The sequence below is a fragment of the Bradyrhizobium sp. genome (genome assembly GCF_016213215.1).
Classification (GTDB): domain Bacteria; phylum Pseudomonadota; class Alphaproteobacteria; order Rhizobiales; family Xanthobacteraceae; genus Bradyrhizobium.
In genome coordinates this window covers 1-19,909 of sequence record NZ_JACRAW010000121.1, presented here as the reverse complement: position 1 = coordinate 19,909, position 19,909 = coordinate 1, and the positions used below count along the sequence as shown (strand labels likewise).

Here is a 19,909-nt window from a genome sequence, read left to right as displayed (position 1 = left end):
TGACTCGTTCGTGTTGCTCTTGAGTCGGTCGGCGGATAGGGTTCGCGAAACCGATACCGACAAGAACAACACGTATCGAACCCCAAGGTGAATGATGGCCCGCATCGACTACATCGATCCAGCAAAGGCTGCCGATCGTACGCGTGAAATCCTAGGCAAGAACCGCAACGCCAACATCTTTCGCATGATGGCGCACTCGCCGCGCTATCTCGAACAGTATTGCCGGCTCGGTCGGGCCATCCGTTCCGAGGGCGAACTCGACCCCGTCGTGCGCGAGCTCGCGATCACGCGTACCGGAATCCTGTGTGAAGCGCCGTATGAAGTCGCCGCGCATAAGCGCATCGGCAAGAGCGTCGGCGTCACCGACGAGCAGAACGAGGCGCTGGAGAACTGGCAGTCGGCCACCTGCTTCAACGAGGTGCAGCGAGCCGCGCTCGCGTTCACCGACGAGGTCGTCAAGCTGCGCCGGCCGACGGATGTGACCTTCAACGCGATCGCTTCAAGGCTCACGCCGGGCGCACTGGTCGAGCTGCAGCTCTCGATCGGCTTCTACATCATGACGTCGAAGTTCCTGGAGACCTTCGGCGTCGATCTGCAGCCGGTTACCGAAGTCGTCGGCTAGTACCGCTCAGGGTGCGCGGAGTCTGTTGGGCAGGAGCGCCTGGCGGCGCACCAGCAGCAGCGCAACCAGCAGCGCGGGCATCAGAATGGCGATGCCCAGCAGGGACACCTGCATCTGCGACAGCGGCAGGATACCCCCGCCGGGCGTTGCGATGACGAAGCCGCCGAGGACGAGCAGCACTCTGATCGGCCATTCCAGCGTGCCGGCAGCGCGGAGATCGCCGACAAACGGTTGGTAGCCCTGGATGCCGCCGCAGATGAAAAGCGTGCCGAACGCCGCCATCGCCATCAGGCCCAACCCGGCGAGATAGGGGCTGGGGCCCTGCAGCACCAGTGCCGGGTTCAGGACGAAGAAGAACGGGATGAAGTAGATGATGCTGCCGACCCACATCGATTCCCATCCCGTTTTCATCGCCGGCGAACCGGCGATGCCGGCGGCGGCGAAGGAAGCGATCGCCACGGGCGGTGTGATCGACGACAGCATGCCCCAATAGAAAATGAACATGTGCACGGCCATCCGATTCAGGCCGAGCTTTTCCAATGCCGGGGCGACCAGGATCGCGAGAAAGATGTAGCAGGCGGTGGTCGTCAGGCCGAGGCCGAGGACGAGGCTGGTGAAGGCGCACATCGCGAGCAGCAGGAGGGCATTGTCGCCGGCAAGATGCAGTAGATCGTTGGCAAGGCTCGAAACCACGCCTGTCATGGAGAACGCGCCGATCAGAAGACCGCAGCCGGCCAGAATGCCGACCAGTTCCACGAAGGTGCGCCCGTTCACTTCAAGAAATTTGCTGATCGTGCCCGCGGTCCAGCGCGTCTGCCTGGAGAAGATCTGGTTGAGAACCAGGAGCAGGGCGGTCGCGTAGAACGGAGCGTGGCTTTCGCGCTTGAAGTAGAGCAGCATGACGATGAGAAGCGCGATCACGAAGACGTAGTACCAGCCTTCCTTGATCGTATCGATCACCCTCGGCAACTCGGCGCGCGGGATACCCTGCAGGCCGTGTCGTGCCGCATAAGAATCGACCTGCATGAACAGGCCGATATAATAAAGCGTTGCCGGAATAATTGCGGCGACCGCGACCTCTGCGTAGCTGACGTTCAGGAATTGGGCGATGACGAAGGCGGTTGCGCCCATTACCGGAGGTGCCAGGACGGCGCCGGTCGAGGCGCAGGCCTCGATCGCGGCGGCATAGGAGGCGCGGAAGCCGCTCTTCTTCATGACCGGAATTGTCATGGTGCCGGCGGTCAGCACGTTGGAGATGATCGAGCCAGACATCATGCCGAGCATGCCGCTCGCGAAAATGCAGACTTTGGCGGCGCCGCCGCGGAACGTACCGCACAATGCAAAGGAGAGATTGATGAAGAACTTGCCGGCGCCGGTCATCATCAGCGCGGTGCCGAACACGAGAAAGCCGATCACCGTGTCGGCAAAGGCCTGGATCGGGATGCCGAGCAGGCTTTCGCCCGACAGCACATGGTAGGCGGTCGCCTGCTCCAGCGTGGATTGGGTGCCGCGGAACGGCCCGAGCCATTTGGCGTCGGCAAACAGCGGGTACACGGTAAACGGCAATACGCTGAGCAGCAGGCTCCAGCCGCCGGTCCGGCGCAGCGCCTCCATCAGGATCACCCACATCATGACGCCGGCGACGATGACGGTCGATGGCGCGCCGCCGAATTCCCACCCGGCCTCGGCGGCCTTGCGCACGTTGGACATCAGCACGAGTGCGGAGCCGAATGTCACAAGAAAGAGCAGGACGTCATACCAGGGGATGCGCTCGATGGACGCGCGCTCCGAGCCCGGGAAAATCAGGAACGTGAAGGGCAGCATCAGCGCGATCAGGAGATAGAAGTACTCCGTGTTCAGCTGCGTGTAGCCCACCAGGAAGCGCAGTGCGAACTGCTGGTTGATGCAAAGCAGGATGGTCGCCGCTGTAGCGGCGACCAGAGCCAATCGCCAGAAGCCACGCAGGGTTCGGACCCTGGTGACCTCGGCCTCCTGCAGACTGCCGGCCGCGCCGTGGGGATCGTCAAATACAATCTTCTTCGTCTGTTCGTTCGGGGCGTTGGTCGGAGAAGCAGACGACATATTGATCCCGTAACTGAAGCGGCGGCTGTGCGAACGAACGCCTGGTCTACCCCTCAAATCCGTTCGGCATGGCGGCTTTCTCCAGCGCGGCTGCGCGTGCTTTCATCCATCCTTCCAGGAAGGCTTTTTCGTCCGAGGGCGGATTCGACTTACCGTACGCGGCCCAGGCCGCGGCCAATACCTCCTGCCTCTTGAAGAGCTTGTTGTTGTGCGCCTCCTGGTCGGCGCTCCACTGGCCGGCTTCCTTGAGCGCCTTCACCGCGCCCGGATGCACCGGCACCACCCAGTTCTTCGTCTGCTTGTCGGCAGCGAGCCCGCTCGCGCCCGGCGCGGCATCCTTGTAGGCATCATAGCCGGCGATCATGGCCTTGGTGACGGAGTAGACCTGGTCGGCAGGCTGAGAACCATAGACGACAAAGATCGGATAGGGATAGGTGCCCAGTTCGATCGGCTTGTCCTTGGAGATGCCGGCACCGCAGGTGGCCAGATGCGGGAAGAAGAAGGATCCAACTTTCTTCACGCGCTCCCAGCCCTCCTTGTCCTTGTGGGGCAGTGGGGGCCAGATCAGGCCGCGCGGCGAGGCCTCGACCTCCTTGGCAGGGCCGGTGATGGTGGTGGCGAACGCTGCGTCGACATCGCCGTTCGTCATGCCCTTCCACATAGCGCCGTAGCTGGCAAACTCGACGGCCTGGACATCCGCCTTCTTGAGCCCGGCAAAGGCCAGGATCGCGAGTGCGTTCTGGTTGAGCGCCGGCGAGCCGACCACGAAGCCGACACGCTTGCCTTTGAGATCCTTGATCTGGGTCACCCCGGTGTCGCGCGCCACGCCGAGCGAGGCGCCGTTGCAATCGACCGTCGACAGCACGACTTGCAGCGCTTGCGGCCCCCACTCCTTGGCGCCGAATTCGAACACGCCCTCCTGGGCGAAATAGCTGCCGGAGCCCATGGCCGAAACGGTCGCCCGGTTGGCTCGAAGCGGCGCCAGGCGCGCAACGTCGTTGCCGGCGGGCAGCACCCGCACGTCGGTTCCGTACTTGTCCTTCATCATCTTGCCGACGGCGACGGCCATGTTGAAACCGGCGGTGCCGGTATCGTAGGCCGTAAACGCCATGGTCGGCGGCAGCTTGACCTCGTCGGCATATGCCGGCGCCGATGCCGCGAGAGAAAGGCTCGCCAGCAAAGCGGGCGCGAGCGAAAGCGTTCGACGGATCATGTGTCCCTCCCAGTATCTTCGCGTCCTTGCGAAGACTTGTTAATTTTGGCCGGATGGCGTGATTGCGTGCCAGCATAGCAACGGCGTACCGTTGCTTGCGCCGGCAAAATGTTGCGCGATATCGGACAGATTGTCGCGGAACCCCACCGTAGCGCGGTGAAGCGCTTCAGCTTTCGATGATCGCGATAGCCTGACCTTCGGCCACCACTTCGTCGACGACGACGAGGAGTGATTTCACCGTGCCGGCCTTGGGCGAGGGTACGGGAATCTCCATCTTCATGGCTTCGACGAACGCGATCTCCTCGCCGTCTGCGACGCTTCCTCCGACTTCGACGGGCAGCGCGCAGACGCGACCCGCGACTTCCGTGACGATCTTGATATCTGGCATGCCAACCGCCTTTTTGTTGTGACTGCAAATTGCCTGATGTAGCTTGTTCTGCAAGTGGAATTTAATTCCGCAGAACGGAATGAGAAAAAAATGGGAAGACGCTCGGAGAGGTTGAGTAAGCAAGGCATGCTCGCCGGTGAGGCTGGCGAGGGTGATGTAATCCAGGTGGTATCGCGTGCATTCGATGTGTTGCGATGCTTCGAAGGCCATGAGTCCAGACTGGGAAATCTGGAAATTTCCAACCGCTGCGGATTGCCGCGATCCACGGTGTCGCGGCTCACGCACACGCTGACGCGCATGGGACAGCTCGTCTATCTGCCGCGCGATCAGAAATATCGCATCGGGCCCAGTGCGGTCGCGATGAGCACCTCGATGATGAAGGGGCTGCAGCTTCGCAACCTGATCAGGCAACGGCTGCAGGACGTCGCCGATCAACTGCCCGGCACCGTGGGTTTCGTGATCCCCGATCGTTTCCATCTCGTCTATTTCGAGTACGCACGATCGGCGAGTGCGCTCGGCCTCTATGAGGTCACGGGCAGCCGCATCGCGATGGCGAGCACGGCGGCCGGCCACGCCTACACCGCGGCGCTCGATCCTGTGGTCGGCGACGCGCTGGTCGCCGAGATCGAGCGCGAGATGCCGGATGCTGCGAAGCTGCTGAAGCCGCGCATCGAGGGCAATCGCCAGTTCCTGCGCGAGCACGGCTATGTGGTGGCCTGTGGATTGTGGAGCCCGCACATCAACGGACTGGCGGTGCCGATGTGGTCGCCGCAGTACCAGACCGTCGTGGCGGTCACGATTGGACTCCTGTCCGCGATGTATGACGAGAAGCGGCTGCACGAGGAGGTCGCACCCGCGATGATCGAGTTGGGAAGGGCGATCGGCAGCCTGCTCGAGAGCGCCGAGGGCGATCTCTTCAACAATCGCCTGGAGCGCAAGGCAATTCCGGTGACAGCTCAGAACAACAATAAGGTTATGAATTCGGGGGGAATGAATGAACTGGAAGCCGGAACTAGACGAGCTCGCTCGGCGCGAAGCGTTCGCGCGCGAGATGGGCGGCGCTGACAAGGTCAAGCGCCAGCACGATCAGGGCCGGCTCACCGTCCGCGAACGCATCGACAAATTGATCGATGCGAACACCTTCCACGAGATCGGTGCCGTGTCCGGCATCGGCGAATACGACGAACACGGCGAGCTCAAGCACGTGACGCCGGCGAACTGCGTGTTCGGCCGTGCGAGGATCGACGGTCGCACGGTGGTCGTGGTCGGCGATGACTTCACCGTGCGCGGCGGCTCCGCGGATGCCTCAATCTCGGCCAAGCCCATCATGGCCGAGGAAATGGCGCATGATTTCCGCTTGCCGATCGTCCGGATCATCGAAGGGTCCGGCGGCGGCGGCTCGGTGAAGACAATTGAGACCAAGGGCGCGGCCAATCTCCCCGGCGGCATCGGGGGCAATCGCTGGTATCGCTACACGACCGAGAACATGTCGCTCGTGCCCGTGGTGGCACTCGGGCTCGGTTCGGTTGCGGGCCTTGGCGCGGCGCGTCTGGCGGCGAGCCACTATTCGATCATGACCAACAACTCCGCGATGTTCGTCGCGGGTCCGCCGGTGGTGAAGCGGCTGGGGCAGGACCTCGGCAAGCAGGAACTGGGCGGTGCCGACATCCAGACCCGCGCCGGTGCGATCGATCACGCGACGGAGACCGAGGAGGAGGCGTTCGCCTGCGCGCGGCGCTTTTTGTCCTATCTGCCCTCGTCGGTCTACGAACTGCCGCCGACGCTGCCGTGCAGTGATGACCCCGAACGAGCGGAGGAATCCTTGATCAAGGCGGTGCCGCGCAATCGGCGCCAGGTCTACAAGATGCGGCCGCTTATCGAGGCGGTGGTCGACAAGGGCTCCTTCTTCGAAGTGACCGGCAATTTCGGCCGCCCCGTCATCGTCGGCCTGGCACGGCTGGAGGGCCGCGTGGTGCTGGTGCTCGCAAGCGACCCGTACCACTATGGCGGCTCGTGGACGGCCGACGCCTGCCAGAAAGTCATCCGCTGGGTCGATTTCGCCGAGACCTTCCATCTTCCGATCGTCTACCTCATGGATTGCCCGGGCTTCATGATCGGCCTGGAAGCCGAGAAGACAGCGACCATTCGGCTCGGCGTTCGCGCCATGGCCGCCGTCAACCAGAGCACGGTGCCCTGGTGCACGGTGATCGTGCGCAACTCCTTCGGCGTCGCCGGCGTGGTGCATCAGCCCGCGGACCGCTTCTCGGTCCGCTATGCCTGGCCGTCGGCCTACTGGGGTTCGCTGCCGCTGGAGGGCGGCATCGAGGCGGCCTACCGCGCCGATATCGCTGCCGCGGAAGACCCGGAGGCTAAGCTGAAGGAAATCGAGGATCGCCTCAACAAGCTGCGCTCGCCTTTCCGCTCGGCGGAGAAGTTCTGGGTCGAGGAGATCATCGATCCGCGCAAGACGCGCTCGCTCCTGTGCGAGTTCGCGCGCCTCGCCGAGCCGCTGCGCACGCCGGGACCGGCCACGAACATGAGAATCAGGCCGTAAGTTTAATCGGGTCATTGCGAGCGAAGCAATCCAGAATGCTTCGCTAGACTGGATTGCTTTGTCGCTTCGCTCCTCGCAATGACGGACACGGGCGCGACTCTCGCCTACGCCGCCGCCGGTTTCGCCTGCTTCGAGATCGTGAGAGCAATCATAGCGGCGACTACACACAGCGCACCGGCAGCGAAGAAGGCGGGCAGGTAGCTCGCGAACACGGTGCGCGACAGGCCGGCGCCGAAAGCCGCTGCTCCGGCGCCGAGTTGATGGCCGGCAAATACCCAGCCGAACACCAGATTGGCGCGCTCCGTGCCGAACTGTTGCGCGGTGAGCCGGACCGTCGGCGGAACGGTTGCGATCCAGTCCAGGCCATAGAAGATAGCGAACAGCGACAGGCCGTAGAACGAGAAGTCGGTGAAGGGGAGGAAGACGAGCGACAGCCCGCGCAGTCCGTAATACCAGAACAGGAGCCAGCGGTTGTCGTAGCGGTCCGACAGCCAGCCCGAGAGAATGGTGCCGACGAAATCGAAAATGCCCATGGCGGCAAGAAGGCCCGCGGCCTGCACCTGCGAAATGCCGAAATCGAGGCACATCGGGATCAGGTGAACCTGCACCAGGCCGTTGGTGCTGGCGCCGCAGATGAAGAACGTCGCGAACAGCATCCAGAACACGCCGCTGCGCGAGGCATCGCGCAGGGTTCCCAGTGCCGCGGCCATGATCGGTGCCTTGGTGACCGGCGGCGCGGGCAGGGGCTCCGTACCCTCGTCGCCGAACGGTCGCAGGCCTACATCGCTCGGGCGGTCGCGCATGACCAGCAGGACGGCGAGTGCGGACACGCCAAGCATGACGCAGACCAGCGCCAGCGCGACGCGCCAGCCATGGCGTTCGGTCAAGCTCGCGAGCAGCGGGAGAAACACGAGCTGTCCCGTGGCAACGCTCGCGGTCATGATGCCGACGACGAGGCCGCGCCGCGCGGAGAACCAGCGCGTCGCGATCGTTGCCCCGAGGACCAACGCGGTCATGCCGGTGCCGATGCCGATCACCACGCCCCACAGCAGCATCAACTGCCAGATCTGCGTCATTGCCAACGAGGCCACCAGCGCGGAGACGACGATCAGCTGCGCGACGAGGGTCACGCTGCGCAGGCCGTAGCGGTTGAGCAGGGCGGCGGCGAACGGCGCTATCAGGCCGAACAGGATGAAACGGATCGACAGAGCCGAGGAGATCTCCGCCGTGCTCCAGCCGAATTCCTTCTGCAGCGGAACGATGAAGACGCCGGGCGCGCCGACCGTGCCGGCGCTGATCAGGGCGGCCAGGAAAGTGACGCCGACCATCACCCAGCCGTAGTGGATATTGCGGCGGTCGAGGCGAGCGGCTAGCCAGTTCGAGATCATCCCATCTCCTGGTTTAAGGGTGTCGTTGAAAGGCTTTCAGTGAACGATGCGCTCGACCGCAATGGCGGTGGCCTCGCCACCGCCGATGCACAGCGCGGCCACGCCTCGCTTCAGGTTCTGCGCTTCGAGTGCGTGCAGCAACGTGACGATCAGGCGCGCGCCGGTGGCGCCGATGGGATGGCCGAGCGCGCAGGCGCCGCCATTGACGTTGAGCTTCTCGCGCGGAATCCCGAGGTCGCGCTGCGCCGCCATCGCCACCACCGCAAAGGCCTCGTTGATCTCGAACAGGTCGACGTCGGACACGCTCCAGCCGACCTTGTCGAGCAGCTTGCGGATCGCCGGGATCGGTGCGGTGGTGAACCACTGCGGTTCCTGGCTGTGGGTGGCGTGTCCCTTGATTTCGGCAAGCAACCGCAGTCCGTTGCGCTCGGCGAGCGAGCGCCTGGCCAGAATCAGCGCGGCGGCGCCGTCGGCATTGGCGGAGGAGGCGGCCGGGGTGATGGTGCCGCTCTGGCGGAATGCCGGCTTCAGGCCGGGGATCTTAACCGGATCGACCTTCAGCGGATGCTCGTCATTGGCGATGGTCCTTGGTCCGCTCTTCTCAGTCAGCGTGATCGGGGCGATCTCCGCCTTGAAGGCGCCGCTCTCGACCGCCTTGCGGGCGCGGCTCAAGGTTTCGATCGCGTATGCGTCCTGGTCCTTGCGGGTGAACTGATAGGCTTCCGCGGTGGCTTCGCCGAAATCGCCCATGGACCGGCCGGTCTCGTAGGCATCTTCGAGTCCATCCATCATCATGTGGTCGATGATGCGGTCATGGCCGGCGCGATAGCCGGCGCGCGCCTTGGCAAGCAGATAGGGTGCGTTGCTCATGCTCTCCATGCCGCCGGACACGACGATGGCCGCCGAGCCGGCGTTGATGATGTCGTGCGCCAGCATCGTAGCCTTCATGCCGGAACCACACACCTTGTTGATCGTGGTGGCGCCGGTCGCATCCGGCAACCCCGCGCCGCGCGCGGCCTGGCGCGCCGGAGCCTGGCCTTGGCCTGCCGGCAGCACGCAGCCCATGAGCACCTCGTCTACCTTCTCCGGAGCCAGCCCGGCGCGCTCGATCGCGGCGGAGATCACATGGGAGCCGAGCTTGTGGGCGCTGAAGGGTGAGAGCTCCCCCATGAAGCGGCCGAGAGGGGTCCGGGCCGCGGAGAGGACGACGACGGGATCGGAAGCTGCGGCCATGGCGAATCTCCTCGTGCAATAGTGGGATGACGATCATCATATGATGCGCTGCGGGAAAGGCAATGGCGCTCGCCATGACAAATTGTCGTGCTCGCATGAGCGGTATGCCCCCCGAGGCAAGGCATCCGGTACCAATTGTGTTTACTGGATCGTCCAGCCTTCGCCGACGATGACGGGCTGGAGCTATCGCTTCCGGTCGATGAAGCCCTGCATCAGCCGCTTGGGCTCGTCGGTCAGGAAGGACTTTCCGAATACGGCGACACTCAAATTGACCGACTCGGTCAGGGGCAATTCCTCCCACTGCCGCAGCAGGGCCTTCTGCGCGCGCAACGCCTCGGGACCGCATTCCAGCAGGCTCTTGATCGTGTGCTCGACCGCCTCGTCCAGCCCGCCCGGCGGTGCGACGACGTCCACCAGTCCCCAGGCAAGCGCGGTCGGAGCATCGATGTTCTCGGCCGTCATGACCAGCCAGCGCGCTCGCCCCCAGCCGATCAGGCGCGGCAGCAGGGCGGCATGGATCACGGAGGGGATGCCAACGCGCACTTCCGGCATGCCAAACGTGGCGTCATGCGCGGCGATGCGGAAATCGCAGGCCGCCGCGACTTCGAGGCCGCCGCCGAGGCACCAGCCCGGCATTCGTGCGATCACGGGCGACGGGAAGGCGCGCACCGCCTCGCACAGATCGCGCAGGCGGCTGATGAACGCCTCGGCCGATTTCTGCTCGAGCTTGGCCATCTCCTTGATATCGGCGCCGCCGATCATGCTCTTTTCGCCCTGGCCCTGAAGGATCAGCGCGCGGATCCCCCGGTCGGAGGCCAGCCGCGTGAGCCCCTCTCGCACGCCGTCGGTGACGGGCGAACTCAGGATGTTGAGCGAGCCCGCATTGCAGATGGTGAGGCGGACGACGCCGCGCTCGTCGCGATCGATGCCGCAATGGTGGTTGAGCATTTCCATGGACGTTTCCCCGGTTGGCGGCTGCGCCGTTGCCTGGGAGCGCAGTTCCCGGCGAAAACGCCGTCTTGTCAAGCGGCAGCGTTCGCGCGGGTTGCCGGGGCAACGTCCGCCACATAGTATGATAAGAGTCATACAAAGGAGGGTTTTCCTGTGGCGATTTCCGAAATGGCCGACCTGTTTTCGCCCGCGCTGCGCCGGGAGCGGGTCGTGGACTGGCAGGCGCCGGGGCCGGTTGCGAAGGCGGCGGCGAGCATGTCGGGGCTGGAGGCCATGCGTGCGATCCGGGATGGGCTCCTGCCGGAGCCGCCGATGGCGCGCCTCATCGACTTTCGCCTGCGCGTCGCCGAGCCGGGGCGGGTCGTGATGGAGCTTCAGCCGCATGAGGCGCTGGAAAATACCGTCGGGCTCCTGCACGGCGCCACCGCGGCCGCCTTGCTCGACACCGCCATGGGCTGCGCGATCTCGACCATGCTGCCGGCGGGTCGGGGCTCGGTTACCTCGGACCTCAAGCTCACCTATCTGCGTCCGCTATCGGTGCGTTCGGGCACGATTTCGGCCGAAGGCAAGCTGATCAAGCTCGGACGGCAATCGAGCTATGCCGAGGGGTTCTTGCGCGATGGGGCCGGCAACCTTGCAGTGCACGCGACAGCAACTTTTTCGATGGTCGGAAATTCTCAGTAGTAGTGCCGCCTTTCATCTCTCCGAGTGCTATTGTATGACTGCAATCATCAAAAGAGACTCCGATGCGCTATTCCAAGGAACACAAGCAGGAAACCCACGCCCGAATCGTCCGGAAGGCGTCGGTGCGGCTGCGCGAGAAGGGCGCGCACGGCGTCGGTGTCGCCGATCTCATGAAGGAGGCGGGCCTGACCCATGGCGGGTTCTATGCGCATTTTCCTTCCCGGGATGCGCTGCTCGCCGAGGCGTTCGCCTATGCGATGGACCGCTCCACGGAGCACTGGCGCAAGCTCACCGAGCAGACTGCGCCGGAGAAGCGGCTGGCGCTGATCGCGGAGTCGTACCTGTCGATGCCGCATCGCGACGATCCCGGCCATGGCTGCGCGATCGTCGCCCTGGGGGCCGAAATCGCGCGGGAGAGCCCGAAGACACGCCGCGCCTTCAGCGGCAAGATCGATCAGATGATCGAACTGATGGCCGATCAGATTACCGCTGTGCCGCGAAAGGCGGCGCGCAAGCAGGCGATCGCGACGCTGATAACCATGGCCGGCACACTGCTGCTGGCGCGAGTTGCCGGGGCCGGTGAACTCTCCGAGGAAGTATTGAAGGCCGGCCGTGAAGCAGCCATCGAGCGCGCCCGGGGCGGTAAGGCCAAGCCGTCGGCAGCGAAAAAACCGCGGGCGCGGCCGCTCTAGGCCGATGCTGCCGCTGCTGTCGGCCGGCTGAACAGCGCGCGCTCACGTTCGACGATCTCGGAAATATAGTCGGCAACGGCGCGGATCCGCGCGAGGTCCTTGCTGTCGGCATGCATCAGCATCCAGAAGGTGCGGGTGATCGATACCTCGTCCGGCAGGACGGGCCGCAGTTCCGGATGGGCGCTCGCCATGAAGTGCGGCAGCACTGCGATACCAAAGCCGGCGATGGTGGCATTGAGCTGCGCGATCAGGTTGGCGCTGCGGAACCGAGCGGAGATCTTCGGCGAGACCTGCGGCAGATAATCGAGCTCGGGCGTGAACAGGAGCTCCTCGATATAGCCGACGAAACGATGGCCCTGCAGATCCTGCCGCGCCGCGATCCTCGGAACGCGATCGAGGTAGGCGGCGGCGGCGTAAAGCCCGAGATCGTAGTCGAGCAGCTTGCGGCCGACGATCCGGCCTTCCTTCGGCATCGACAGGCTGATTGCGATGTCGGCCTCGCGTTTTGACAGGCTGAACAAGCGTGCGGTGGCGACCAGTTGCAGATCGAGATCGGGGTACCGGTCGGCGAACTGCACCAGCCGTCGCGCCAGGAAATGGCTGCCAAAGCCGTCGGGCGCGCCGATCCGCACCGTGCCGGTGAGGCGGGCGAGCGAACCGCCGACCAGTTCCTGGTTGGCGACGATGGTCGACTCCATCGCTTCGGCGCTGTCGGCGACCCGCTGCCCTGCTTCGGTCAAAAGGTATCCGGTCTTGCGCCGGTCAAACAGTTTTGCGGAAAGGTGGCGTTCCAGCCGGTCGACCCGCCGGATCACCGTGGCATGATCGACGCCGAGCTGCTTTGCCGCGGCCGAAACCGATCCGCCCCGCACAATAGCCAGCACGAAACGGAAGTCGTCCCAATCGATCGTGCCTTGATCCAGCATTTCCGCACATCTATGGTGCAATATCTCAGACTTGAATCCTATAAAATGCAGGTCAATAGGGTTTGTAAAGCAAGTTGACCCGCGTGTAGGGAGGTATTCATGCGCTCAATCGGACATTTCATCGGCGGCAAGGAGATCAAGGGTACGTCGGGCCGAACGGCCGATGTCTTCGAGCCGATGACGGGTGACGTCCAGGCCAAGGTGGCGCTGGCGTCGAAAGCCGAGGTCCGCGCGGCGGTCGAAAACGCCAAGGCAGCGCAGCGGGAATGGGCCGCGACCAACCCGCAGCGCCGCGCCCGCGTGATGATGAAGTTCCTCGAACTGGTTCAGCGCGACTACGACCAGCTCGCCGAACTGCTCGCGCGCGAGCACGGCAAGACCGTTCCCGACGCCAAGGGCGACATCCAGCGCGGGCTCGAGGTCGTCGAATTTGCCTGCGGCATCCCGCACCTGTTGAAGGGCGAGTACACCGAAGGCGCAGGCCCCGGCATCGACATCTATTCGATGCGCCAGCCGCTCGGAGTAGTTGCTGGAATTACGCCATTCAATTTTCCGGCGATGATCCCGATGTGGAAGTTCGCGCCGGCGATCGCCTGCGGCAACGCCTTCATTCTCAAGCCGTCCGAGCGTGATCCCGGCGTGCCGATGCGGTTCGCCGAACTGATGATGGAAGCCGGATTGCCGGCGGGCATCCTCAATGTCGTCAACGGCGACAAGGAAGCGGTCGACGCGATCCTCGACGATCCCGACATCAAGGCGATCGGCTTTGTCGGCTCCACGGCCATTGCGGAATACATCTACTCGCGCGCGGCGCAGACCGGCAAACGCTGCCAGTGCTTCGGCGGCGCCAAGAACCACGCCATCGTCATGCCCGATGCCGACATGGACCAGGCGGTCGACGCGCTCATCGGCGCCGGCTACGGCTCGGCCGGCGAACGCTGCATGGCGGTGTCGGTCGCCGTGCCCGTCGGCAAGGCCACCGCCGACCGGTTGATGGAAAAGCTGATCCCGCGCGTCGAATCCCTGAAGATCGGCACCTCGATCGATCCTTCCGCCGATTTCGGTCCGCTGGTGACCCGCGAAGCCGTCGAGCGCGTGAAGAGCTATATCGACCTCGGCATCAAGGAGGGCGCGACGCTCGCCGTCGACGGCCGCGGCTTCAAGATGCAGGGTTACGAGAAAGGCTTCTACCTGGGCGGCTCGCTGTTCGACAACGTCACCAAGAACATGCGGATCTACAAGGAAGAGATCTTCGGCCCCGTGCTCTCGGTGGTGCGCGCGCACGACTACAACGAAGCTCTGGCGCTGCCGACCGAGCACGACTACGGCAACGGCGTTGCCATCTTTACCCGCGACGGCGATGCCGCGCGCGATTTCGCCGCCAAGGTCAATGTCGGCATGGTCGGCATCAACGTGCCGATCCCGGTGCCGATCGCCTACTACACCTTCGGCGGCTGGAAGAAGTCGGGTTTCGGCGACCTCAACCAGCACGGTCCGGACTCGATCCGCTTCTACACCAAGACCAAGACGGTCACCTCGCGCTGGCCGTCAGGCGTCAAGGAAGGCGCGGAGTTCTCGATCCCGACCATGAAGTAGCGGCGCATGATCCGGAAAAGTGGGCACCGGTTTTCCGGATAGGATCATGCGCGAATCTTAAAGGGATGGAGCGAGGCGAGGAGATGCAGTTCGCTCTGAACGAGGACCAGATTGCGGTTCGCGATATGGCGCGGGATTTTGCCGCGGAAAAGATCGCGCCACACGCGCTGCGCTGGGACGAGGAGAAGCACTTTCCCGTCGACGTGATGCGCGAGGCGGCGACCCTCGGCATGGGCGGGATCTACATCCGTGACGACGTCGGCGGCTCGGCGATGACGCGCTTCGATGCGGCGCTGATCTTCGAGGCGCTGGCGACGGGATGCCCGACGGTGTCGGCGTTCATCTCGATCCATAACATGGCGTCCTGGATGATCGACGCCTACGGCAACGAGGCGCAGCGCCGCAAATGGCTGCCCAGGCTCTGCACCATGGAACTGGTCGCCTCTTACTGCCTGACCGAGCCTGGCGCGGGCTCGGACGCCGCAGCGTTGCGCACGCGCGCGGTGCGCGACGGCGATACCTATGTGCTGAACGGCCAGAAGCAGTTCATTTCGGGCGCCGGCAGCACCGATCTCCTGGTGGCGATGGTGCGGACCGGCGGCGACGGCCCTGGCGGTGTATCGACGCTCGTGGTCGAGGCTGATACGCCCGGCGTATCGTTCGGCGCCAATGAACGCAAGATGGGCTGGAACGCGCAGCCGACGCGGGCAGTCATGTTCGAGAACGCGCGGGTGCCGGTTGCCAACCGCCTGGGCGAGGAGGGCATCGGCTTCAAGGTCGCGATGGCAGGGCTCGATGGTGGGCGGCTCAACATTACCGCATGCTCGCTGGGCGGCGCGCAAGCAGCGCTGGAGAAGGCGCGCGCCTACATGAAGGAGCGCAAAGCCTTCGGCAAGCGGCTCGACGAATTCCAGGCCCTGCAGTTCCGCCTTGCCGACATGGCGATCGAGCTCGAGGCCGCGCGAACCTTCCTGTGGCGCGCCGCGGCCGCGCTCGACCGCAAGGATCCCGACGCGACCATGCTCTGTGCCATGGCAAAACGCTTCGGCACCGATGTCGGCTTCGAGGTCGCCAATCAGGCGCTGCAGCTTCACGGCGGCTACGGCTATTTGAGCGAATACGGGATCGAGAAGATCGTGCGCGATTTGCGCGTGCACCAGATCCTCGAAGGCACCAACGAGATCATGCGGCTGATCGTGGCGCGCAAGCTGATCGAGGGTGCGCGATGACGACAGCTCCCGCCGATCCTGAAGCTGATCTGGTCGTTCGCCGCGAGGGGGCGGCCGGGATCATCCGCCTGAACCGCCCCAAGGCGATCAACGCGATGACGCTGGAAATGTCGCTCGGCATCGACGCGGCGCTCGACCGGTTCGAGTCCGATCCGGACGTGGTGTTGGTGCTGCTGGAGGGGGCGGGCGAGCGCGGCCTGTGCGCCGGCGGCGATATCCGCGGGCTTTACGAGAGCTCTTGTGCCGGAGGCGATCTCGGCAAGGTGTTCTGGCGCCAGGAATACATCATGAATGCCCGGATCGCGAAGTATCCGAAGCCATACGTCGCGTTCATGGATGGCCTCGTGATGGGCGGCGGCGTCGGCCTGTCGGCGCATGCCAGCCACCGCGTCGTCACCGAGCGGACGAAACTGGCGATGCCCGAGGTTGGTCTCGGCTTTTTTCCGGACGTCGGCGGCACCTGGCTGCTATCGCACGCGCCCGGCGAGATCGGCACCTATTTCGGCCTGACCGGCCAGACCATGAACGGCCCCGATGCCATCTACGCAAAATTTGCCGATGCCGTGGTGCCGTCGGCAAAATGGCCGGAGCTCCGCGATGCGCTCACGAAAGTCCGGGCGGGTGCAGGCCCAGGTGACGTGAAAAAGGTGATCGACGGCTTTGCCACCGGAGAGAATGCTGGCCCAGTAGCCTCGCTGCAGAAGCAGATCGATGGCTGGTTCGGCCACGACAGCATGCACGACATCATCGAAGCCTTGAAACGCGACGGCACCGATCTGGCACAGTCCACGCTGAATACCTTGGGCGAGAAATCGCCGCGTGGCATGGTGGTGGCGCTGAAGCTCTTGCGCCTCGCGCGGGGCGCATCCTCGCTCGAAGAGTGCCTGGTGCGGGAATATCGCGCGTCGCTCGAAGTGTTCCGCAGCGACGATTTCCGCGAGGGCGTGCGCGCGGCGGTCATTGACAAGGACCGCAATCCGAAATGGTCGCCGGCCACCATCGATGAAGTCACGCCGGAAATGGTCGCGCCTTACTTTGCGCCGATCGGCGCCGACGAGCTCGTGTTCGACCAACAAAGATAGAGAGAAGCGGAGGGGGATCCCATGGCAATCATCGCATTCATTGGTCTCGGCAATATGGGCGGCCCGATGGCGGCCAATCTGGTCAAGGCCGGGCACCAGGTCGTGGCCTACGATCTGGCCGAGGCGTCGCGCCATCAGGCGAAAGCGGATGGTGCCACCATCGCCGAAAGCGCCGTCGCCGCTGTCAAGGGGGCCGAAGTCGTGGTCACCATGCTGCCGGCCGGCAAGCACGTGCTCTCGGTGTGGAACGAGGTCGTCCCCGCCATGACCGGCGGCGCGCTGATCATCGACAGCTCGACCATCGATGTCGACAGCGCCAGGCAGGCGCATGCGCTCGCCGGCCAGTACGGCGTCCTCTCGATCGATGCGCCGGTGTCCGGCGGCACCGGCGGCGCCAAGGCCGCGACCCTGACCTTCATGTGCGGCGGTGACGAGCGGGCCTTTTCGGTGGCTCGGCCCGTCCTTGAGAAGATGGGAAAGAAGATCGTGCATTGCGGCGGCGCCGGAGCGGGGCAGGCGGCCAAGATCTGCAACAACATGATCCTCGGTATCTCGATGATCGCGGTCGGCGAAGCCTTTGTGCTGGCCGAGAAGCTCGGCCTGTCGCATCAGGCGCTGTTTGACGTTGCCTCGACCTCTTCGGGCCAGTGCTGGTCGCTGACGACCTATTGTCCGGTCCCGGGTCCGGTGCCGACATCGCCCGCCAACAACGACTACAAGCCCGGCTTTGCCACGGCCCTGATGCTGAAGGACCTGACCCTGGCGCAGGACGCCGCCACGGCCTCCGGCGCGGCGACCCCGCTCGGCCAGCATGCCCAGCAGATCTACCAGGCGTTCGAGACCGCCGGTAACGGCGGGGTGGATTTTTCCGGAATTATCAAGCACGTTAGGGGGCTTACCGGGAAATAGCGGGCGTCATGATCTGGGTGATCAGAACCGCCGCAGAGAGGACGACCTGAGATGACGACCTTTCAGGAAGCGCGCGCCTTTCTGCTCGAACATCGAACGGATTACGAGACCGCGGTAAGAGGATTTCGCTGGCCGGATCCTGTGCCGTTCAACTGGGCGCTCGACTGGTTCGATGCCGAGCTCGCCCGCGACCCCAAAAGCAGGGACCGGGCGGCCCTGTGGATCGTCGATGCCGGCAGGGACGAGCAGACGAAGCTCTCCTTCGCGGCGCTGTCGCGCCGCTCCAATCAGGTTGCGAACTTCCTGCGCGCGCAGGGCTTGAAGCGCGGCGATCATCTGTTGCTGTTGCTCGGAAACGTCGTCCCGCTGTGGGAGACCATGCTGGGGGCGATGAAGCTCGGCGTGGTCGTCATCCCCGCCACCACGCTTCTTACCGCGGACGAGTTGCGCGACCGGCTCGACCGCGGCAGGGCGAGGGCTGTGGTTGCCGCGCAGGACCAGGTGGCGAAATTCGCCGGGCTCGGCACCGATGATCTCGTGCGCATCGTGGTAGGCGCGCGCCCGCCGCCACCCGGCTGGCTCGCCTATGAACAGGCCGCTGAGGAGCCGGAGACGTTCACGCCCGACGGCCCGACCAAGGCCGAGGATCCGATGCTCCTGTACTTTACCTCGGGTACGACCGCGAAGCCGAAGCTGGTACGGCACAGCCAGCGCAGCTATCCCGTCGGCCACCTGTCGACGATGTACTGGATCGGACTGCAGCCGGGCGACATCCACCTCAACATTTCCTCGCCGGGCTGGGCGAAGCACGCCTGGAGCTGTTTTTTCGCGCCGTGGAACGCCGGCGCCACCATCTTCGTGGTCAACCAGCCGCGCTTCGACGCCAAGGGCCTGCTCTCCACGATCGAGCGCTGCCGCGTCACTACGCTGTGCGCCCCGCCGACGGTGTGGCGGATGTTCATTCAGGAGGACCTCGCCTCGTTCAAGGTCGCCCTTCGCGAGGCCTGCGGCGCGGGCGAACCGCTCAATCCCGAAGTCATCGACCAGGTGCGCGTCGCCTGGGGCCTGACCATCCGCGACGGCTACGGCCAGACCGAGACGACGGCGCTGGCCGGCAATCCGCCGGGCCAGAAGGTCAAGATCGGATCGATGGGCCGGCCGCTGCCCGGCTACAAAATCCAGATCAGCGATGCTGACGGACATCCCGCCAGGGAAGGCGAGGTGACGCTCATGCTTGGCGCCGACCGGCCCGCCGGCCTGATGCAGGGTTACCAGGGCGACGACGGCAAACTGTCCGGCGTCGACGGCGAGCTCTATCGCAGCGGCGATGTGGTGTTCGCGGACGAGGACGGCTATCTGACCTTCGTCGGCCGGTCCGACGACGTGTTCAAATCCTCCGACTACCGCATCAGCCCGTTCGAGCTTGAAAGCGTGTTGCTCGAGCATGAACTGGTGGCGGAAGCCGCGGTGGTGCCGAGCCCCGATCCCATTCGCCTCGCCATTCCCAAGGCGTTCGTGCTGCTGGTATCGGGCGCCGCGCCTTCACCGCAAACGGCGCTGTCGATCTTCCGGCATCTGAACGCACGCCTGTCGCCGTTCAAGCGCGTCCGGCGGATCGAGCTGGTGGCCGAACTGCCCAAGACCATCTCGGGCAAGATCCGCCGCGTCCATTTGCGCCGCCTGGAGCGCGACAATGATCGCGACGATCCGTTGCGGGGACGAGAATACCGGGAAGAGGATTTCCCGGAGCTGCAGAAACTTCGCACAGAAAGTTAGGGAATGAACAAGATCTGGAAGAAGCCGCCGATCTCGCTGCAAGCCTACCAGGACATGGTCGGCAAGGAAATCGGCCTATCGTCATGGCATCTGCTCGATCAGAACCGCATCAACGCCTTTGCCGATGTAATTGAGGATCACCAGTTCATCCACGTCGATCCTGAAGGCGCCAAACAGACACCGTTCGGGACCACCATTGCCCACGGCTTCCTGACGATGTCGCTTCTCAGCATCATGTCCTATGAGGTGATGCCGGCGATCGAAGGCACGACGATGGGCGTCAATTACGGCTTCGACAAGCTGCGCTTCATCTCGCCGGTCCGCTCCGGCTCCCGCGTGCGCGGCCGTTTCACGCTGACCGAAGCCAAGCTGCGCAAGCCCAACGAGCTGCAATCGCGCACCAACGTCACGGTCGAGATCGAGGGCGAGGACAAGCCGGCGCTGGTCGCCGATTGGCTCGGCCTGATCTATTTTGCCTAGGCCGGAAGCGTCGTTGCCGGGCTTGACCCGGCAACCCATCGCTGATCAATAGCGGTCAATCTCTTCCCGAGCGCTCCTACCTTCTCCCCTTGTGGGAGAGGGTG

Annotated in this window: 18 protein-coding genes; 11 read left to right on the top strand and 7 right to left on the bottom strand. The window is 64.4% G+C overall.

Going from position 1 to position 19,909, the window contains the following annotated elements:
• The first annotated feature begins 94 nt into the window (after window positions 1-94).
• The gene (locus HY852_RS20625; protein WP_291606680.1) at window positions 95-622 is read left to right on the top strand and encodes a carboxymuconolactone decarboxylase family protein; all 528 of its coding nucleotides are present in this window, start codon (window positions 95-97) and stop codon (window positions 620-622) included.
• Between the two features lie 6 nt (window positions 623-628).
• On the opposite strand, the gene HY852_RS20620 is transcribed toward HY852_RS20625, so the two are convergent.
• From HY852_RS20620 to HY852_RS20610, 3 genes are all read right to left on the bottom strand, one after another.
• The gene (locus tag HY852_RS20620) at window positions 629-2,704 is read right to left on the bottom strand and encodes a TRAP transporter permease (protein WP_291606678.1); all 2,076 of its coding nucleotides are present in this window, start codon (window positions 2,702-2,704) and stop codon (window positions 629-631) included.
• 46 nt (window positions 2,705-2,750) lie between these two features.
• The gene (locus HY852_RS20615) at window positions 2,751-3,917 is read right to left on the bottom strand and encodes a TAXI family TRAP transporter solute-binding subunit (RefSeq protein ID WP_291606676.1); all 1,167 of its coding nucleotides are present in this window, start codon (window positions 3,915-3,917) and stop codon (window positions 2,751-2,753) included.
• 166 nt (window positions 3,918-4,083) lie between these two features.
• Window positions 4,084-4,305 (bottom strand): acetyl-CoA carboxylase biotin carboxyl carrier protein subunit, encoded by a 222-nt coding sequence (locus tag HY852_RS20610; RefSeq protein WP_291606674.1) that lies wholly within the window; start codon window positions 4,303-4,305, stop codon window positions 4,084-4,086.
• 90 nt (window positions 4,306-4,395) lie between these two features.
• On the opposite strand from HY852_RS20610, the gene HY852_RS20605 reads away from it, so the two are divergent.
• Window positions 4,396-5,370, top strand: coding sequence for an IclR family transcriptional regulator (locus tag HY852_RS20605; protein ID WP_291606672.1), 975 nt, complete (start codon window positions 4,396-4,398; stop codon window positions 5,368-5,370).
• The gene (locus HY852_RS20600) at window positions 5,300-6,859 is read left to right on the top strand and encodes an acyl-CoA carboxylase subunit beta (protein WP_291606670.1); all 1,560 of its coding nucleotides are present in this window, start codon (window positions 5,300-5,302) and stop codon (window positions 6,857-6,859) included. Before HY852_RS20605 ends, HY852_RS20600 begins: the two co-directional genes overlap by 71 nt.
• 104 nt (window positions 6,860-6,963) lie before the next feature.
• Here HY852_RS20600 and HY852_RS20595 read toward each other — a convergent pair whose 3' ends face one another.
• The 3 genes from HY852_RS20595 to HY852_RS20585 all read right to left on the bottom strand — a co-directional run bounded on the left by HY852_RS20595 (window position 6,964) and on the right by HY852_RS20585 (window position 10,434).
• Window positions 6,964-8,247 (bottom strand): MFS transporter, encoded by a 1,284-nt coding sequence (locus HY852_RS20595; RefSeq protein WP_291606669.1) that lies wholly within the window; start codon window positions 8,245-8,247, stop codon window positions 6,964-6,966.
• Between the two features lie 36 nt (window positions 8,248-8,283).
• Window positions 8,284-9,480, bottom strand: a complete 1,197-nt coding sequence (locus HY852_RS20590; RefSeq protein ID WP_291606668.1) for an acetyl-CoA C-acyltransferase — start codon at window positions 9,478-9,480, stop codon at window positions 8,284-8,286.
• 183 nt (window positions 9,481-9,663) lie between these two features.
• On the bottom strand, window positions 9,664-10,434 hold the full coding sequence (locus tag HY852_RS20585; RefSeq protein WP_291606666.1) for an enoyl-CoA hydratase: 771 nt from the start codon (window positions 10,432-10,434) through the stop codon (window positions 9,664-9,666).
• A 165-nt stretch (window positions 10,435-10,599) separates the two neighbouring features.
• Here HY852_RS20585 and HY852_RS20580 point away from each other — a divergent pair, with 165 nt between their 5' ends.
• Both HY852_RS20580 and HY852_RS20575 read left to right on the top strand, forming a co-directional pair.
• Window positions 10,600-11,115, top strand: coding sequence for a PaaI family thioesterase (locus tag HY852_RS20580; RefSeq protein ID WP_291606715.1), 516 nt, complete (start codon window positions 10,600-10,602; stop codon window positions 11,113-11,115).
• Between the two features lie 62 nt (window positions 11,116-11,177).
• Window positions 11,178-11,807 carry a TetR/AcrR family transcriptional regulator gene (locus tag HY852_RS20575; protein WP_291606664.1) on the top strand — a complete coding sequence of 210 codons (630 nt, stop codon included), beginning with the start codon at window positions 11,178-11,180 and terminating at the stop codon, window positions 11,805-11,807.
• On the opposite strand, the gene HY852_RS20570 is transcribed toward HY852_RS20575, so the two are convergent.
• Window positions 11,804-12,733, bottom strand: coding sequence for a LysR family transcriptional regulator (locus tag HY852_RS20570; RefSeq protein ID WP_291606662.1), 930 nt, complete (start codon window positions 12,731-12,733; stop codon window positions 11,804-11,806). The two genes, HY852_RS20575 and HY852_RS20570, sit on opposite strands and share 4 nt — an antisense overlap.
• A gap of 99 nt (window positions 12,734-12,832) precedes the next feature.
• Here HY852_RS20570 and HY852_RS20565 point away from each other — a divergent pair, with 99 nt between their 5' ends.
• From HY852_RS20565 to HY852_RS20540, 6 genes are all read left to right on the top strand, one after another.
• Window positions 12,833-14,329, top strand: a complete 1,497-nt coding sequence (locus HY852_RS20565) for a CoA-acylating methylmalonate-semialdehyde dehydrogenase (protein ID WP_291606659.1) — start codon at window positions 12,833-12,835, stop codon at window positions 14,327-14,329.
• 83 nt (window positions 14,330-14,412) lie between these two features.
• Window positions 14,413-15,558, top strand: coding sequence for an isobutyryl-CoA dehydrogenase (locus HY852_RS20560; protein WP_291606658.1), 1,146 nt, complete (start codon window positions 14,413-14,415; stop codon window positions 15,556-15,558).
• The gene (locus HY852_RS20555) at window positions 15,555-16,640 is read left to right on the top strand and encodes an enoyl-CoA hydratase/isomerase family protein (RefSeq protein ID WP_291606656.1); all 1,086 of its coding nucleotides are present in this window, start codon (window positions 15,555-15,557) and stop codon (window positions 16,638-16,640) included. The genes HY852_RS20560 and HY852_RS20555 overlap by 4 nt, the downstream gene beginning before the upstream one ends.
• 21 nt (window positions 16,641-16,661) lie before the next feature.
• Window positions 16,662-17,549, top strand: a complete 888-nt coding sequence (gene mmsB / locus HY852_RS20550) for a 3-hydroxyisobutyrate dehydrogenase (protein ID WP_291606654.1) — start codon at window positions 16,662-16,664, stop codon at window positions 17,547-17,549.
• Window positions 17,550-17,600: 51 nt separating this feature from the next.
• Window positions 17,601-19,325 carry an AMP-binding protein gene (locus tag HY852_RS20545; protein WP_291606652.1) on the top strand — a complete coding sequence of 575 codons (1,725 nt, stop codon included), beginning with the start codon at window positions 17,601-17,603 and terminating at the stop codon, window positions 19,323-19,325.
• Window positions 19,326-19,328: 3 nt separating this feature from the next.
• Entirely contained in the window at window positions 19,329-19,805 is a 477-nt protein-coding gene (locus tag HY852_RS20540; RefSeq protein WP_291606650.1) for a MaoC family dehydratase, read from the top strand.
• Window positions 19,806-19,909 lie beyond the last annotated feature (104 nt).

Excerpts from the sequence above, each read along its gene's own strand:
- HY852_RS20625 (WP_291606680.1), top strand. The coding sequence starts at position 95 with ATGGCCCGCATCGACTACATCGATCCAGCAAAGGCTGCCGATCGTACG.
- HY852_RS20585 (WP_291606666.1), bottom strand. The coding sequence starts at position 10,434 with ATGGAAATGCTCAACCACCATTGCGGCATCGATCGCGACGAGCGCGGC.
- mmsB (WP_291606654.1), top strand. The coding sequence starts at position 16,662 with ATGGCAATCATCGCATTCATTGGTCTCGGCAATATGGGCGGCCCGATG.
- HY852_RS20590 (WP_291606668.1), bottom strand. The coding sequence starts at position 9,480 with ATGGCCGCAGCTTCCGATCCCGTCGTCGTCCTCTCCGCGGCCCGGACC.
- HY852_RS20610 (WP_291606674.1), bottom strand. The coding sequence starts at position 4,305 with ATGCCAGATATCAAGATCGTCACGGAAGTCGCGGGTCGCGTCTGCGCG.
- HY852_RS20595 (WP_291606669.1), bottom strand. The coding sequence starts at position 8,247 with ATGATCTCGAACTGGCTAGCCGCTCGCCTCGACCGCCGCAATATCCAC.
- HY852_RS20575 (WP_291606664.1), top strand. The coding sequence starts at position 11,178 with ATGCGCTATTCCAAGGAACACAAGCAGGAAACCCACGCCCGAATCGTC.
- HY852_RS20580 (WP_291606715.1), top strand. The coding sequence starts at position 10,600 with ATGGCCGACCTGTTTTCGCCCGCGCTGCGCCGGGAGCGGGTCGTGGAC.
- HY852_RS20555 (WP_291606656.1), top strand. The coding sequence starts at position 15,555 with ATGACGACAGCTCCCGCCGATCCTGAAGCTGATCTGGTCGTTCGCCGC.
- HY852_RS20570 (WP_291606662.1), bottom strand. The coding sequence starts at position 12,733 with ATGCTGGATCAAGGCACGATCGATTGGGACGACTTCCGTTTCGTGCTG.
- HY852_RS20540 (WP_291606650.1), top strand. The coding sequence starts at position 19,329 with ATGAACAAGATCTGGAAGAAGCCGCCGATCTCGCTGCAAGCCTACCAG.
- HY852_RS20545 (WP_291606652.1), top strand. The coding sequence starts at position 17,601 with ATGACGACCTTTCAGGAAGCGCGCGCCTTTCTGCTCGAACATCGAACG.
- HY852_RS20565 (WP_291606659.1), top strand. The coding sequence starts at position 12,833 with ATGCGCTCAATCGGACATTTCATCGGCGGCAAGGAGATCAAGGGTACG.
- HY852_RS20605 (WP_291606672.1), top strand. The coding sequence starts at position 4,396 with ATGGGAAGACGCTCGGAGAGGTTGAGTAAGCAAGGCATGCTCGCCGGT.
- HY852_RS20615 (WP_291606676.1), bottom strand. The coding sequence starts at position 3,917 with ATGATCCGTCGAACGCTTTCGCTCGCGCCCGCTTTGCTGGCGAGCCTT.
- HY852_RS20600 (WP_291606670.1), top strand. The coding sequence starts at position 5,300 with ATGAACTGGAAGCCGGAACTAGACGAGCTCGCTCGGCGCGAAGCGTTC.
- HY852_RS20620 (WP_291606678.1), bottom strand. The coding sequence starts at position 2,704 with ATGTCGTCTGCTTCTCCGACCAACGCCCCGAACGAACAGACGAAGAAG.
- HY852_RS20560 (WP_291606658.1), top strand. The coding sequence starts at position 14,413 with ATGCAGTTCGCTCTGAACGAGGACCAGATTGCGGTTCGCGATATGGCG.